Annotated in this window: 16 protein-coding genes and 1 tRNA gene; 12 read left to right on the forward strand and 5 right to left on the reverse strand. The window is 49.3% G+C overall.

Features of this window, described 5'->3' with window-relative positions:
- Position 1: 1 nt before the first annotated feature.
- Both NHAL_RS00130 and NHAL_RS00135 read left to right on the forward strand, forming a co-directional pair.
- A complete protein-coding gene (locus NHAL_RS00130) occupies positions 2-1,045 on the forward strand; it encodes an NAD(P)H-dependent glycerol-3-phosphate dehydrogenase (protein ID WP_041354493.1) in 1,044 nt (347 codons plus the stop codon).
- 17 nt (positions 1,046-1,062) lie between these two features.
- Positions 1,063-2,025, forward strand: coding sequence for an SHOCT domain-containing protein (locus tag NHAL_RS00135; RefSeq protein ID WP_013031145.1), 963 nt, complete (start codon positions 1,063-1,065; stop codon positions 2,023-2,025).
- Here NHAL_RS00135 and NHAL_RS00140 read toward each other — a convergent pair.
- From NHAL_RS00140 to folB, 3 genes are all read right to left on the reverse strand, one after another.
- Positions 2,020-3,207: a class I SAM-dependent methyltransferase gene (locus NHAL_RS00140; protein ID WP_013031146.1), complete on the reverse strand. Its 1,188-nt coding sequence runs from the start codon at positions 3,205-3,207 to the stop codon at positions 2,020-2,022. The two genes, NHAL_RS00135 and NHAL_RS00140, sit on opposite strands and share 6 nt — an antisense overlap.
- Positions 3,208-3,303: 96 nt before the next feature.
- Complete coding sequence (gene folK, locus NHAL_RS00145) at positions 3,304-3,792, reverse strand: 2-amino-4-hydroxy-6-hydroxymethyldihydropteridine diphosphokinase (RefSeq protein WP_013031147.1); 489 nt, start codon at positions 3,790-3,792, stop codon at positions 3,304-3,306.
- 5 nt (positions 3,793-3,797) lie between these two features.
- The gene (gene folB / locus NHAL_RS00150) at positions 3,798-4,169 is read right to left on the reverse strand and encodes a dihydroneopterin aldolase (RefSeq protein WP_013031148.1); all 372 of its coding nucleotides are present in this window, start codon (positions 4,167-4,169) and stop codon (positions 3,798-3,800) included.
- A gap of 106 nt (positions 4,170-4,275) precedes the next feature.
- Here folB and plsY point away from each other — a divergent pair, with 106 nt between their 5' ends.
- Entirely contained in the window at positions 4,276-4,857 is a 582-nt protein-coding gene (plsY, locus tag NHAL_RS00155) for a glycerol-3-phosphate 1-O-acyltransferase PlsY (RefSeq protein ID WP_041355228.1), read from the forward strand.
- 10 nt (positions 4,858-4,867) lie between these two features.
- Here plsY and tsaD read toward each other — a convergent pair whose 3' ends face one another.
- The gene (tsaD, locus tag NHAL_RS00160; RefSeq protein WP_013031150.1) at positions 4,868-5,875 is read right to left on the reverse strand and encodes a tRNA (adenosine(37)-N6)-threonylcarbamoyltransferase complex transferase subunit TsaD; all 1,008 of its coding nucleotides are present in this window, start codon (positions 5,873-5,875) and stop codon (positions 4,868-4,870) included.
- Between the two features lie 271 nt (positions 5,876-6,146).
- On the opposite strand from tsaD, the gene rpsU reads away from it, so the two are divergent.
- The 6 genes from rpsU (at position 6,147) to NHAL_RS00190 (ending at position 11,774) form a co-directional block, all read left to right on the forward strand.
- Positions 6,147-6,362, forward strand: a complete 216-nt coding sequence (gene rpsU / locus NHAL_RS00165) for a 30S ribosomal protein S21 (protein WP_013031151.1) — start codon at positions 6,147-6,149, stop codon at positions 6,360-6,362.
- Positions 6,363-6,413: 51 nt separating this feature from the next.
- On the forward strand, positions 6,414-6,872 hold the full coding sequence (locus tag NHAL_RS00170) for a GatB/YqeY domain-containing protein (protein WP_203434340.1): 459 nt from the start codon (positions 6,414-6,416) through the stop codon (positions 6,870-6,872).
- A 107-nt stretch (positions 6,873-6,979) separates the two neighbouring features.
- Positions 6,980-8,695, forward strand: a complete 1,716-nt coding sequence (gene dnaG, locus NHAL_RS00175; RefSeq protein WP_013031153.1) for a DNA primase — start codon at positions 6,980-6,982, stop codon at positions 8,693-8,695.
- Between the two features lie 134 nt (positions 8,696-8,829).
- A complete protein-coding gene (rpoD, locus tag NHAL_RS00180) occupies positions 8,830-10,638 on the forward strand; it encodes an RNA polymerase sigma factor RpoD (RefSeq protein WP_013031154.1) in 1,809 nt (602 codons plus the stop codon).
- Positions 10,639-10,656: 18 nt separating this feature from the next.
- Positions 10,657-10,732 (forward strand) — tRNA-Ile (locus NHAL_RS00185).
- Positions 10,733-11,336: 604 nt separating this feature from the next.
- Positions 11,337-11,774 (forward strand): helix-turn-helix domain-containing protein, encoded by a 438-nt coding sequence (locus NHAL_RS00190; protein ID WP_157862444.1) that lies wholly within the window; start codon positions 11,337-11,339, stop codon positions 11,772-11,774.
- Positions 11,775-11,890: 116 nt separating this feature from the next.
- On the opposite strand, the gene NHAL_RS22365 is transcribed toward NHAL_RS00190, so the two are convergent.
- Positions 11,891-12,007, reverse strand: coding sequence for a thermonuclease family protein (locus NHAL_RS22365; protein WP_420804798.1), 117 nt, complete (start codon positions 12,005-12,007; stop codon positions 11,891-11,893).
- A 530-nt stretch (positions 12,008-12,537) separates the two neighbouring features.
- On the opposite strand from NHAL_RS22365, the gene NHAL_RS00200 reads away from it, so the two are divergent.
- From NHAL_RS00200 to NHAL_RS00210, 3 genes are read left to right on the forward strand one after another with little or no spacing between them, the layout of a single operon-like run.
- Positions 12,538-12,918: a hypothetical protein gene (locus NHAL_RS00200; RefSeq protein WP_049780559.1), complete on the forward strand. Its 381-nt coding sequence runs from the start codon at positions 12,538-12,540 to the stop codon at positions 12,916-12,918.
- Positions 12,911-13,345, forward strand: coding sequence for a helix-turn-helix domain-containing protein (locus tag NHAL_RS19545; RefSeq protein WP_013031157.1), 435 nt, complete (start codon positions 12,911-12,913; stop codon positions 13,343-13,345). Before NHAL_RS00200 ends, NHAL_RS19545 begins: the two co-directional genes overlap by 8 nt.
- A 3-nt stretch (positions 13,346-13,348) precedes the next feature.
- Positions 13,349-13,873: a hypothetical protein gene (locus NHAL_RS00210; protein WP_013031158.1), complete on the forward strand. Its 525-nt coding sequence runs from the start codon at positions 13,349-13,351 to the stop codon at positions 13,871-13,873.
- Positions 13,874-13,985: the final 112 nt, after the last annotated feature.

Genomic DNA, 13,985 nt, shown 5'->3' on the forward strand with positions numbered 1-13,985 from the left:
CCTGTGGGTTAATTTTTTATCAGTGGGACCTCAAAACGGCAACGAGTGCTTAAAGACCTTAGTGGTGGGAGCTGGCTCTTGGGGCACCGCCTTAGCCATTTTGCTTGCTCGCAATCAGGTGCCTACCTTGCTATGGGCGCGGGATTCGGCTCAAGTGGCGGCCATGGTCCATGCCCGTCACAATGACCATTACTTGCCGCAAGTATTTTTCCCCCCGTCTCTAGAACCGATTGCGGACTTGGAAGCCGCATTGCCACAGGTGACACAAGTCCTTGTGGTCGTCCCAAGCCATAGTTTTCGGTCGGTATTAGAGCGTTTAGCGGGGCATTTACCTGATGGCATCCCCCTGTCCTGGGCGACCAAGGGCTTAGAACCCGGTACTGGCCGGCTGTTACATGAGGTCGTGGCGGAAGTTTTGGGTCCTGGGTGGCCAATGGCTGTGGTGTCGGGACCTACCTTTGCCCAGGAAGTCGCTGCCGGGTTACCGACAGCGGTGACGATAGCCGCTACCCAATCGGTGGTAGCGGCCCGCCTTGCTAGTTGCCTTCATGGGGATAATTTTCGGGTCTATACCAGCGATGATCTCATAGGTGTGCAATTAGGGGGAGCGGTAAAAAATGTTCTTGCCATTGCGGCGGGGATTGGTGATGGCTTGGGGTTTGGTGCCAACACCCGGGCGGCCTTGATTACCCGTGGGCTTGCAGAACTAATGCGTTTTGCCCTCGCTTATGGAGCCCAAAGAGAGACCTTGATGGGATTATCAGGGTTGGGGGATTTAGTGCTGACCTGCACCGATGATCAGTCCCGTAACCGGCGTCTTGGTCTGGCATTAGCCCAAGGAAAGCAGTTAGACGAAGCCCAGGCGTTCATTGGCCAGGCCGTGGAGGGAATAACAGCCGCTAAGGTAGTGGTCGCAAAGGCTAGACAACTTAATGTAGAAATGCCCATTGCAGAGCAAGTTTACCAAGTATTATATGCTGGGCGCTCGCCACGACAGGCCGTTGAAGCTCTGTGTAGCCGGGAACAAAAACCCGAATATGTATAAGATGAGGTGTTTGCTTAATGAAGAGCGATGATTGCCACCGATCTTCGTGGCTAAGATTACCTTTTTTCCTCTTTTTGGCTCTGTGCCTGGTGGCTTGTGGTGGCGGCTCGGCAACCAAAGAGGAGGTAGAAGGCAGCGAAGAGGGCCGTGTTCTCTGGGAGGCAGGTGAGCAATATGTGCGCCTCAACTCCAGTGATAGGGCCGTGGATAATCAGCACCCCGCAGCAGTGACTGCGGAAGAGATGCGCGCTGCTTTGGAATCGCTCTTTGTCCCAGAGCGGCGTTTTATTAGAAAAAAATTAAATCCTATTTTCTCTCCGGGAGAGGTTCAAGTGCTCAGCGCGGCTTTGGCCCAAGGTTTGGCTTTAGCTCGGCCCGATCAAGATATTACCTTTGTGAGCATTGGTATTCACCAGGGAACCTTTGCCAAGGTCCGTAAGGCCAATACGGGACGGGTATTTTTTAAAGACGATAAGCTCCATATTATTTTTGGCATGCTTCACCATGAGGTCCGTGACCAGGACCGTGAAACCGGGGCGCAGATTGATCGACGCTTACATCCTTTTGTGGTGGGCTCCCGCCTTTACGAAACGAAGCTTTCGCATACCGTTGCTTTGGAGGAAGGCCAAGCATTTTATTTGGACCCGGAGAGTGGCGAGGAACGAGAAGACTGGTTGGTGTTGGATATTCCTACCCTCGTTGCCAAGCCCGATCAGAATACCCCAGATGAGCATATTGATCCGACGCTTTTGGAGGATATTGCACGCAGCAAGCAGGAGACCCAGAACCTTAAGGAAGATCTTGCCAATGTTAAGGAAGTCTTATTCGAACTCAAGGAGGACCTGCTAGAGCTCCAACAGGGAGGGGGTTATGCAACGATTGAGGCCCGTCTTCAATCCTTGAAGAAGCTCTATGATAATGGGCTCATTAACCGTGATGAATACCAGGTTAAGCGCCGGGAGCTGCTGAACGAGCTATAGGCGGGTCCGCCGGTCTCGCAAGCTAAAGCCCAATAAGGGTGGATCTATCCCCCGGGTCAGGGCAAGGATCTTGAAAAGTTCGCCCATCTCGCTGGGGAGAGTGAGGCGTTTGATCTGATTGCTGATTTCCAAAGCATGGTATCCTCCCGCTGCGATTTCAGCCGCCGCTAATTCATCCAAACCGCAGGCCAGCAAGAAATCGGTTTGGGAACAATAACCCGCGACCCTAAGCCCGCTGTTATGGCCTGCCTCGGCGAGGGCAGTAAAATCCACATGGGCGGTAATATCTTGTAATCCCGGTAAGATCAGCGGGTCTGGATGGGCCCGATGGCGATAATGGCACATGAGGGTTCCTGTCGTTCGATCCGGGTGATAATACTCCTGCCGGGGAAAACCATAATCGATAATGAGCAGCATTCCTTGTTGTAAGCGGTGAGCAATTTCAGCCACCCAGTTCTCCATGGCTAAATTGACTTCCGACTCGTAGCGGTTTACCTGCTTGAGCAACAGGCGGATTTCGGTGATGCGCTCTTTAAGGCGGGCGTGGCTCAAAGGGCCTTTTTTCCAAACAAAGCTGTCTCCTTCATAGCCCACGTAGCGTTCCCAACTGTGTTCGTCCTCAAGCTGAAAGCAATGCACAGGCATGGCATCACAGACCTCATTGGCAAGCACCAACCCCTGAATGTTATCGGGTAAGCGGTCTAACCAGCTTACTTTGGGGGCGAGGTGAGGGACTTGCTGTTGCAGCGTCTGTTGCTGCCGTTGGCGTAACTCGGCGCTAAGTTCCAGGATGAAATATCGCTCTGGTAGTTGCCCTCTGCGGTCCAGCTCAGCTAACAAATCGGCGGCCATGCGGCCTGATCCCGCCCCAAATTCCAGGATCTCGCCTGAGCCAAGCAGTTCCAAGACTTGTTGACACTGGCGAGAGAGGCAGCGGGCAAAGAGAGGGGACAGTTCAGGAGCAGTGATAAAATCACCGGCAGCGCCTAACTTGTGCAGGCCTGACATGTAATAACCTAAGCCCGGCTTATAAAGCGCCAGTTCCATGAAGCGGGCAAAAGAAATTTGGCCGCCATTTTGTTCAATGTCCTCCCGGATGATACTTTGCAATTTTTGGCTATGGGCCAAGGCTGCCGGATTAGGGAGAGGAAGAGGATCTTTGTGGTGATGGGGGGAAATCATGGGTGGAGGTACTGTCAAAGCTTTATCTTAAGCCCCTATATCCGTTGGTTGGGGTCGGTTATTCAGGGAAAAGACGTATCTAGGGGGAAAAATGGCTTATAGCTTCAAGTCGGTTGGCCATAAACGGTTTGAGGATTTATCAAAGGTAGCCCAGAGTTCGGCATAAGATTTGCCCAGAACGGGATGATGGCAGCGGGGTGCAATCTCTGCAAGGGGCTGAAGTACAAAGGCATAATTAAGAATATCATCCCTGGGGATTTGGAGCCCTGGCTCGTCAATGACTAAGTCATTGTAAAGCAGGAGATCCAAATCGAGGGCTCGGGGGGCAAAGCGGGGACCACCCCGCTTGCGGCCGCAGGCCCGCTCAATCTCATGGAGGGCATGGGCGATTGTTTGGGGTGGCTCATTGGTATCAAAACCGACCACCAAATTGTAAAAATTATCGCCTTGAAATCCTACCGACTCGCTTTCAAATACCCGTGAAATAATAAGGGGCCCATAGCGACGGCGGAGCGCATCGACTCCAGCACGGATATTGTTCTCCCGATTGATGTTGCTGCCTATACTGACATATGCACGGGCCATAATGCTTAAGGCTGTGCTGGCTCCTTGGGCTGGCAACGCTCGATAATGACCCCTACGCCTCGAGCACCGCGCACCGCGCCCTGCTTGTCCACTTTAAGGCGCAGCCAAGAAACTCCAAATTCATTTAATATGATCTGCGCCGCGCGCTCTGCCAAAGTTTCCACTAATAAAAATTCGCTATTGCCGATGAAGTCTATCATTCGTTTGGCCACTGCTTTGTAGTCGAGGGCGTCCTCAATGTTATCGCTGACAGCAGCTTTGGCGACATCGGTGGCCATTTCTAAATCCAGGGAAATTGTCTGCTTGATTCGACGCTCCCAATCATAAATACCTATTACGGTATCAATACGTAAGTCGTTTAAATAGACGATGTCCATTGCATTTCAACAAGTAGTATAGCCGGTAGCACAGAGTATCAATATAATGAATGTCTTTAGCCTGGAAAGTATCCAGGTTCAGATGGAGAAAACGACCAATAATAACATGCTAACTACTTTAATTCTGCTGCTCATAGGTTATGTTGTAGGATCTTTATCTAGTGCTATTATCGTGGCGCGATTGGCAGGTTTAGGAGATCCCCGTACTCAAGGATCGGGAAATCCTGGTGCAACTAATATTCTGCGCTTGGGTAGTAAGCGGCTCGCAGCGGTAGTGCTCCTTGGTGATACCCTCAAGGGGATTTTACCCGTGTGGTTAGCATGGGGAATAGGAGTCGAGGCCTGGGTTATTGCTGGAGTCGGATTAGCGGCTTTCTGGGGTCATCTCTATCCGGTATTTTTTGGTTTTCATGGGGGTAAGGGAGTAGCTACTGGATTAGGGGTGTTGCTAGGCTTTTCTTGGCCCCTTGCCCTCGCCGTGTTGAGTATCTGGCTGCTGGTGTTTTGGCGCTGGCGAATCTCATCTCTCTCTGCACTTTGTGCAGCCGCGCTTGCCCCTTTCTTGGCTTGGTGGTTGGTACCGGAGACTGCAATTAGGGTGGCGGTCGCCGTCTTGGCGGTATTTTTACTTTGGCGCCACCAAGATAATATTCGCCGTTTATTCAGTGGCCAGGAAGGTCGCGTTTAGGCAAGCCTGGTTAAATCTCCGGCAGGCTATCGAGAGACCATCTTGCCCGGGCCTTAAATCCAAGGCCGACTTGCTCTCCAGCTAAAAGACGTTGACAGCCAGCAAAAGCAACCATGGCTCCGTTATCAGTACAGAAAGCCAACCGTGGATAATAAACTTGGGCATTTTCCTGGGCTCCCATGCTCTTAAGGCGTTCTCGAAGCGCTTGGTTGGCGCTGACCCCACCGGCGACAACCAGACGCTTGAGTCCCGTTTGTTGCAAGGCTCGGCGGCATTTGACGGTGAGGGTCTCCACGACGGCATCTTGAAAGGCCCGGGCAATATCGGCGCTAGCTTCAGGCCCTTTCTCGTATAAGGTATTTAGGGCATAGGTTTTTAGCCCGCTAAAACTAAAGTCTAAACCTGGGCGATCGAGCATAGGACGTGGAAAATGGAAACGATCCGGGTTTCCTCGTTCGGCGAGCTTGGCTAGAGCAGGTCCTCCTGGATAGCCCAGTCCAAGCAGTTTAGCCGTCTTGTCAAAGGCTTCGCCCACGGCATCATCAAGGGATTCGCCAAGCACCCGATAAGCCCCAATATGGCTCACTGCTATTAGCATAGTGTGGCCTCCGGAGACGAGGAGCGCGCAAAATGGGAAATCAGGGGAGTCCGCTTCTAGCAGGGGAGAGAGTAAATGCCCTTCCATATGATGGACGGCAAGCGCAGGTTTACCCCAAGCCCAAGCTAGGCTACGGCCCACTGCGGCACCCACTAAGAGGGCACCGATGAGTCCTGGACCTGCAGTATAGGCAACCCCGTCAATGTCTTGCTTGCTAAGATCGGCCTGCCCTAGTACCTGGCGGAGCAAGGGCAATAGCTTACGAATGTGATCCCGGGAGGCCAATTCCGGGACAATCCCGCCATAGTCGGCATGAAGTTCTGCTTGGCTATAGAGGATGTGGGCTAACAGCCCCCGCTTGCTGTCAAAGACGGCAACGCCTGTTTCGTCGCAGGAAGTTTCGATTCCAAGTACGCGCATAGGTTTTATAGGAGGCCGGGAGCGTCAGTCTTGTGACCCACTTTCCGCACTTCCTTCGTAACTTGCTGAAAATCCAAGATTAACTTTTACGCTAGTTTTAAGCTGTAATTAAAAAAATATAAAAATCAATAAGTTATAAATAGGGGGGCGGAATGCCGATTGCGAGCAAATCCTCTTTGCATTTTTGGCTTGTAATTCGTAGAATCCGCACACTTTAACCTATGGGTAAGTTTTTTCCTATACTTAGTGTTAAGTTAACAGAGGAGATTTTATGCCAAGCATTCGAGTGAAAGAGAACGAGCCTTTTGATGTTGCTATTCGCCGCTTTAAGCGGACGTGTGAAAAGGCAGGTGTTTTGTCGGAAGTCCGACGTCGGGAATTTTATGAAAAGCCTACGGCTGTTCGCAAGCGCAAAGCCGCGGCTGCAGTCAAGCGTTCCATGAAGAAGTTGGCGCGCGAGAGAGCACGTCGCACCCGACTCTATTAAGCCTGTTACCCTCCCCTTGCTGTCTGATTGACATTTTTAATGGTGACTGAAATGGGTTCACTGAAAGCGCGCTTACAGGAAGAGGTGAAGGCTGCCATGCGGGCTAAAGATAAAGCCCGGCTGGGGGTCTTGCGGATGATAATGGCGACCCTTAAGCAGTTTGAAGTGGATACCCGTGAATCTTTAGAAGACGCGCAAATTATTGCGCTGTTGGATAAGATGATGAAGCAACGGCGTGAGGCTTTGGAGCAATACGAAGCCGCAGGAAGGGAAGACTTGGCTGAAAAAGAGCGCTTTGAACTGGATGTGATTCAAAGTTATATGCCAACGCCACTCAGCGAGGCTGAAATCGAACAGCTCATCAAGGAGGCGATTGCTCAGTCCCAGGCGGTTACAATAAAAGATATGGGCAAGGTGATGGGGATTCTCAAACCCCGCATCCAGGGCCGCGCCGATATGGCAGTGGTGAGTGCTAAGGTCAAGTCACAGCTAACGACAGCGCCTAGCTGACCTTAAATTCCCTCGACAAGCGCTTAATATTCAGCTAATTTTTCCTGGATAGACGCCGTTTTTCTGATGGTTTGTGTCTGTTTCTATGCCTAGGTATTTAGGGGTGTATGGGGGAGCGGTTCCCGCAAGAATTCATCGATGAGCTGGTGGCGCGTACGGATATCGTGGAATTGATAGATTCCCGTATTCCTTTACGCAAGGCTGGCCGTGAGTATGTGGCTTGTTGCCCTTTTCACAACGAAAAGACCCCCTCCTTTACGGTTAGCCCACAAAAACAGTTTTATCACTGTTTTGGGTGTGGTGTCCATGGGACGGTCATTGGGTTCTTGATAGCCTTCGACCGTCTTAGTTTTATCGAGGCGGTAGAGGAATTGGCGCAACGGGTGGGGATGACTATTCCCCAGGGCTCGGATTCAGCTCATCGCAATCACCATCAGGGCCTGTATGAAGTGTTGTCCTATACTGCAGAGTTTTACCAGCAGCAGTTAAAAACAGGGACCCATCAGGGGCGAGTCAAGGCATATTTGCAGGGACGGGGTTTAAGCCACCCTATTATTACTGAATTTGGGTTGGGTTTTGCTCCATCCCGCTGGGATGCATTGCTGCGCCACACGCCATTGCCGCTTAGGTCTCGCCTTCAGACGGCGGGCTTAGTGGTCGATAAAGGGGATGGCCGTTGTTACGATCGGTTTCGAGATCGGGTGATGTTCCCCATTCATGATTACCGGGGGCGGGTGGTTGGCTTTGGCGGTCGTCTTTTGGGTGAGGGATCTCCAAAATACTTGAATTCGCCGGAAACGCCGTTATTTCATAAAGGGCGGGAGCTTTATGGCTTGTATCAAGTACGGCAATCAGTCCGCCACTGTGATAGGTTGTTGGTGGTGGAGGGGTACATGGATGTCTTGGCCTTGGCTGAGCATAACATCCGCTATGCGGTGGCGACTTTGGGAACGGCGACTACCCCGGATCATTTGACCCGTTTATTCCGGATGACGCCAGTGGTGGTGTTTTGTTTTGACGGGGATCGGGCTGGCTACCGAGCAGCTTGGCGGGCGCTGGAAACAGCACTCCCCTTATTGAGTCAAGGGCGGCAGGTGCAGTTTATGTTTTTGCCCCAAGGGGAAGACCCGGATACTGTGGTGCGTGCAGAAGGTCAGGCCGCTTTTGAAGCCCGCCTTGAAAAGGCTACGCCACTATCAGATTTTTTGTTAAGCAGTTTGCAGCGAAAGGTTAATCTTGGCAGCATGGATGGACGGGCACGCCTAGTAGAATTAGCACGGCCCCTCGTCTCTAAGATCCCGCCGGGGGTTTATCGGGATATGCTGCTTGCTCGTCTGGCGGAAGTTGCCCAAGTAGAGCAAGCAGCCCTCACTCGCCATTTGGATCAAGGTAAATCCCCCCCGGTAGTGCCCCGTCAGCGATTGGAGCGGGGGATGGCTCCCCTAGCACGGAAAGCAGTGGCTATTCTGCTTCAACGGCCTAATTTGATTCAATCGGTAGATGAAAGTTTTTCTTTACGGGGGTTAGACGGGAGAGGAGCGAAATTACTCCAGGAGTTGATTGAATTATTGCAAAGTAGTCCACATTTAAGTACGGCTGCCTTGCTTGAACGCTGGCGGGATTCGGAAATGGGTCGATATCTGGAGCAATTAGCAAGTTGGGAATTGTTTTTGACTGATGAGGATATGGGATTGGAATTACAAGCCGCTTTAAGGCGTTTACAGGCTCAGGCAGCGGAGCAGCGGATGACAATGCTTTCTAATCAACCTTCCTTGACTGCTGCGGAGCGGCAAGAATTGCTTGCCTTGCTAGCGGCCAAGTAGATCTGCCTTGTATGGTGAAGGTAGAGGGTTGAGCCTGGGTAGGCACCTAGGGTGAAGGTGGTGTATAATTTTCAGATTTGGTTTTCGGTTTAGCCGGTAGCTATTTTTGAGCCTCTTGGTAGCAAGTTGAGAATATGGAGCAAGATCGCCAATCACAATTGAAGCTCTTGATCGCTAGGGGTAAGGATCGGGGGTATTTATCCTACAGCGAAGTGAATGATCACTTGCCTGACGATGTCATCGATCCGGAACAGATCGAAGATATTATCACTATGTTCAATGATATGGGCATTTCCGTGCATGAAGATATGGCGGAAGCAGATGCCCTCGCCATCATGGATACCGCGGTTGCCGATGATGAGGCGGCTGAAGAAGCTGCTGCCGCCCTGGTCTCCGTGGATGGGGAATTTGCCCGGACTTCGGATCCAGTCCGCATGTATATGCGGGAAATGGGCAGCGTTGAGCTTTTGACCCGAGAAGGGGAGATTCGCATTGCTAAGCGAATCGAAGAGGGAATGCGCCAAGTTCATACTGCTCTTTCTCTTTTCCCCGGCAGTGTAGCTGAGTTATTACGTCAATATGAAAGGGTGGAGGCAGGTGACGCCCGCTTAGCTGACATGATTTCCGGGTTTCATGAGCCGGAAGAAGAGGATATCAAGGAGGCCGTTGCGGAAGAAGAGGCTGTTGCCGACTCGGCTGAAGACAGTGAAGAGGAAGAAAATGGCGGCGGCCCTGATCCGGAAAGAGCCCGGGAACAGTTTGTCCAGCTGCGGGAATTGTACCGGTTGCGCCAGGAAGCCGCTTCCAAGGATGATGGTAAAGCGCTAGCTGAGCTATCGGAGGCAATGAGCGAATGTTTCCTCCGGTTTAAGCTTGTGCCTCGCTTGTCCCTCCAGTTGATAGAAGGCCTCCGCGCCGTGGTGGCAGGGATTCGGGTGCTTGAACGGACTATCATGCAAATTGCGGTGAACGAAGCTCATATGCCGCGCCAGGATTTCTTATCTTCTTTCCAAGGGCAGGAAACGAACCTGAATTGGGTAGAAAAACATATTCGGGCGAAAAAACATTATTCTTCCGTGCTCAGAAAAAAAGGGGAGGCGATTCGGCAAGCTCAAGAGAAGCTTATTGCCCTTGAGCAGGGGGCAGGCATGAGTGTCGCCGAGATTAAGGAGGCTAATCGCTCCTTGTCTATTGGGGAAGCCCGGGCTCGACGGGCGAAAAAGGAGATGGTCGAGGCAAATTTACGCTTGGTAATCTCCATCGCCAAAAAATATACCAACCGTGGCCTCCAGTTTCTGGATTTAATCCAGGAAGGCAACATTGGTCTCATGAAGGCAGTTGATAAATTTGAGTATCGCCGCGGTTATAAGTTTTCCACTTATGCCACTTGGTGGATACGGCAGGCAATTACCCGTTCAATTGCTGATCAAGCTCGGACCATCCGTATTCCGGTGCACATGATTGAAACTATCAATAAACTCAACCGCGTTTCGCGCCAAATGTTGCAAGAAATGGGTCGAGAGCCGACTCCCGATGAGTTGGCTGAGCGGGTGGATATGCCGAAAGATAAAGTACGAAAGGTTCTGAAGATTGCCAAAGAACCTATCTCAATGGAAACACCCATTGGCGACGATGAAGACTCCCACCTGGGGGATTTTGTCGAGGACGCCGAGGTCGTTTCCCCGCCTGATGCAGCGATTTTCTCTGGATTGCGGGAAACCACGCAACAAATACTGGCGGGTTTGACCCCACGTGAGGCTAAAGTGCTGCGGATGCGCTTTGGGATCGATATGAATACGGACCATACTCTGGAGGAAGTAGGTAAGCAATTTGATGTAACCCGGGAGCGAATCCGCCAGATCGAGGCTAAGGCCCTGCGTAAATTGCGCCATCCTTCCCGTTCGGAGCAGTTACGCAGCTTCTTGGACATGGAGAGTCAGTAACTAACAGAAGTTATTATTGGGCCTATAGCTCAGTCGGTAGAGCAGGGGACTCATAATCCCTTGGTCGCAGGTTCGAGTCCTGCTGGGCCCACCAAAGAGAATCAGCGGCTTGCGCGATAAAGCAGGGCCGCTGTTTTTGTTTATGTAAGCAGTAATTAAGCATCAGACGAAAGATATCCACCCCCCTGCACGCGTGGTGGATCGCAAAATTCACCCGGTTGGTCTTTTTTATAGAGGGGAAATTCCCTTTTTTATAGCCTCCGCTATCTCTATTTTTTATAGATTCCGCAAAATCCTCCTTTTAGGGGCTGAAGAAATTACCCATTTTTGTAAGTTATAAAAATAGCTATCCCCCTCCTGCCTGGTGGACCGCAAAGCTCAGCCGGTTGGCTTTTTTATAAAGAGGAAATTCCCTTTTTGTAGTCTGCGCTATCTCCGAGTTCGATCGGCATGATATTAATAAAATGGGGGTAATAATGTTCACCTTGACTAACAATAATGTACGAGAGCCATGAGCCGTAAGAGAATAGAGACGCCTGAGCAGAAACAGGCAAAGGCGAATATTATTAAGTTGTATAATGCAATAGTTCGGACAGTTTTTATTCAAAATGATCAATAAGTTGCCATTCCCAGATGAATAAAATGCAAGTTAGGATTATCCTTGAGTTGCATTTTATTCAGTAAGTCTCTGATTGTTGGTGGCAAACCTGCCCAAAACTGTCCGAACTATTGATAATGAATATAAAAGGAAAAAAGTGAGAGAAGGTGTTAAAGTTACCCATGCCTCTGTCGCTAGGCGAATGGGCGTTAAGGTCGGGAGTGTAACCCAAGATCTCAATGAGAAATATCCGGTCGGTCAAAGCGCGGCGGAACGGTGGGCTAAATTCCTCGACATGGAACCATGGGACATTCACCCAGGTATTAAAAAGCCTGCGGTAACTAATGAAAAACTAATGAGAACAACAATAAGGGAGGTATTGGATGCTGCGGACACAATGGAAGCTGATATCGACGCTGAGACTATCGGCATGATTGCATCCAAAATTTACGTAGATTGCGAGAAAAACGAGATCTACGATGTTGAAAGAATTAGAGAAAAGGCACGGACGGCTATCATGTTTACCACCAATAAATAAGGGGGTGCGCAAATAGTCTCTTTTTAGGATGCTCGAAAACTCACCATTCTTGTCGCACCCTTTCTCACCTTGTTGACGTCCACACCATCAATAAACACATGGCCCACGGTACGGCCTTAGCGGTCAACGTCCTCCACCACTACCCGCGCTTGTTTGCCGAATACCAAATTAGAGAGAGCCTGCTTTGCCCGGCTGCCGTAGGGTTGCCCCTTCTCGGGTGGTGTCGATCTCAGCCAAGCGGACTTTGACTTGCTCTTTGGCGGATGTCAGTAAGGTTAGGGTATCGCCATCGGATATGCCAACGACTTTGCCGATATGGGTGGTATTAGCGAGGGTTAGGAGTAGCGCCGATAGGAAAAATATAACTTTCATGGAATTCCCTCTTTTTTCTTATTAGAGGAATCTAAGTACCTCGGCAAAAATTTTAGAGTATTTATTCCCCTGTGCCCTAGTTCTACCCTGCTAAGCCACTCTAAAAACATATCCATAGGTACTTATTATCGGCAGTTAGGGATAAAACAAAAGCCCGCTTGGGGCGGGCTAGGGTAGGGTTAGTGGGGGCGGCTAGATAAGGGGAGAAACCAGTAAATACTAAACAGTGGGTTGCTTGTGCCGATTAAATTTTAACCAATGGGCGTCTAGAACTATAACTATATGAAAAGCAAAAATTATTATCTATAAAGGCAAAATATGCCACAAATAAATTAAGATGATGTTGAATTTATGTTGAAGTTAACATATATATTAATTATAGTGCCTCCCGATGGAAGATTACCAAGGGAAGAAATATAGAGTAATTCACTGCGAAGGTGCTAGGGAGAGCTTCGAGTCTGCGCTAGAACATGCTCCAAAACATTTACAGGACAGCTATAGAGCAAGGATGAGGAGAATTAGGGAGTATTTAGCTGATGGACGCCGTTTATCTAAAGAGACGTTCCCCAAGGAAGGGAAATTACCTGATGGAAGCCACTTTTGGGCTTTAAAGAAGATACCTATAAGAGCATATGTATGGCTATCTACAAAATCACAAAGAACTTTTTATATAAGCCACTATATATACAAGAAAAGAGATAAGTTAGTGAAGTCTGACATAAAGAGAGTTTGTGATAACTGGAGAAAGATTGAGGAGGGTGAAGATGAGTGATTTTTTAGAGAGATGGGCAAGCGAGGCAGAGAGTAATAGAAAGATCTGCGCTAGGGAAGATCTGGTAGTAGATGTCACCGAAGATCTCCTTATCGTCATGGAAGACAAAGGAGTATCTAAGTCTGACTTAGCTCAGTCCTTAAGCAAATCTAAATCATTTGTTACCCAGATCTTGAGCGGATCTAGAAATATGACTCTGCATACGCTCTCGGATATTTGCTTTGCTTTAAACATTAAACCAAAAATATCTTTTTCTAACCTCAACAACGGCCGGTGTATAAATGGGGAGAATCGTAGATTTGATTGGGAAAGAGATGAAGAATACCAGGAAAGTGCTGATATATTGAAACTTACAGAAAAGCGTCCTAGAGAGGAACGTAAAGTTACATTGAACGGGCATAGAGAAGATGGCCTGAAATATGCCTAAGCCATGAGTCAAGAACTATTAAATGAAGCGGCCAATCACCTTGTGTTGGGCGCTATCTATTTAAAAGGAAGCCAGACCTTTAAAGAGGATAACTTTTCCACGAGTAGAAAAGGACAGCGTATCCAGCATCAATCTTTTAGGGGCCTTCTGCACTGCGATATACAATCTAAAGAGAAGAACAACAAGCAGGTATTCCTATATAAATATATTTTTTCTGTAGGAGTCAGATTAGTTGATAGCGGACTCGAAGAAGGAGATAAAGGATTTGTTCTTGTCTCGATAGAAGCTGAATTTGAAACTAACTATTTATCAGATAAACTACTTGAGGAAGAATGTATTGAAGCATTTGGTAAGCTGAACGTCGGCTATCATGTATGGCCTTATTGGCGAGAGTATGTTCAAAGCACGTGCGCCCGTATGGGGATTAATCCCATAGTTGTTCCTCTCTATACAGACTTGCAGAAGAAGCAAAAAAAAGGCAATTATCCTAAAAAGAGCAAAGAATCTTCAAGGAAGGCTAGTGATTAGCCTTCCTGTTGTCCTCAATAGAGACTAAATTATCTCGATGTTTCTTGTCAGCCATAAATCGCTCCCTTTAAAACGATTGATGGCCTTCTACTGTAGAAACCTTCTTACTATT

Origin of the sequence: Nitrosococcus halophilus Nc 4, assembly GCF_000024725.1 — a bacterium.
In the GTDB taxonomy this organism is placed as follows: domain Bacteria; phylum Pseudomonadota; class Gammaproteobacteria; order Nitrosococcales; family Nitrosococcaceae; genus Nitrosococcus; species Nitrosococcus halophilus.

Excerpts from the sequence above, each read along its gene's own strand:
- NHAL_RS00170 (WP_203434340.1), top strand. The coding sequence starts at position 6,414 with ATGGGTTCACTGAAAGCGCGCTTACAGGAAGAGGTGAAGGCTGCCATG.
- NHAL_RS19545 (WP_013031157.1), top strand. The coding sequence starts at position 12,911 with ATGAGTGATTTTTTAGAGAGATGGGCAAGCGAGGCAGAGAGTAATAGA.
- NHAL_RS00135 (WP_013031145.1), top strand. The coding sequence starts at position 1,063 with ATGAAGAGCGATGATTGCCACCGATCTTCGTGGCTAAGATTACCTTTT.
- dnaG (WP_013031153.1), top strand. The coding sequence starts at position 6,980 with ATGGGGGAGCGGTTCCCGCAAGAATTCATCGATGAGCTGGTGGCGCGT.
- NHAL_RS00140 (WP_013031146.1), bottom strand. The coding sequence starts at position 3,207 with ATGATTTCCCCCCATCACCACAAAGATCCTCTTCCTCTCCCTAATCCG.
- folK (WP_013031147.1), bottom strand. The coding sequence starts at position 3,792 with ATGGCCCGTGCATATGTCAGTATAGGCAGCAACATCAATCGGGAGAAC.
- rpoD (WP_013031154.1), top strand. The coding sequence starts at position 8,830 with ATGGAGCAAGATCGCCAATCACAATTGAAGCTCTTGATCGCTAGGGGT.
- plsY (WP_041355228.1), top strand. The coding sequence starts at position 4,276 with ATGCTAACTACTTTAATTCTGCTGCTCATAGGTTATGTTGTAGGATCT.
- NHAL_RS00210 (WP_013031158.1), top strand. The coding sequence starts at position 13,349 with ATGAGTCAAGAACTATTAAATGAAGCGGCCAATCACCTTGTGTTGGGC.
- folB (WP_013031148.1), bottom strand. The coding sequence starts at position 4,169 with ATGGACATCGTCTATTTAAACGACTTACGTATTGATACCGTAATAGGT.
- NHAL_RS00200 (WP_049780559.1), top strand. The coding sequence starts at position 12,538 with ATGGAAGATTACCAAGGGAAGAAATATAGAGTAATTCACTGCGAAGGT.
- rpsU (WP_013031151.1), top strand. The coding sequence starts at position 6,147 with ATGCCAAGCATTCGAGTGAAAGAGAACGAGCCTTTTGATGTTGCTATT.
- tsaD (WP_013031150.1), bottom strand. The coding sequence starts at position 5,875 with ATGCGCGTACTTGGAATCGAAACTTCCTGCGACGAAACAGGCGTTGCC.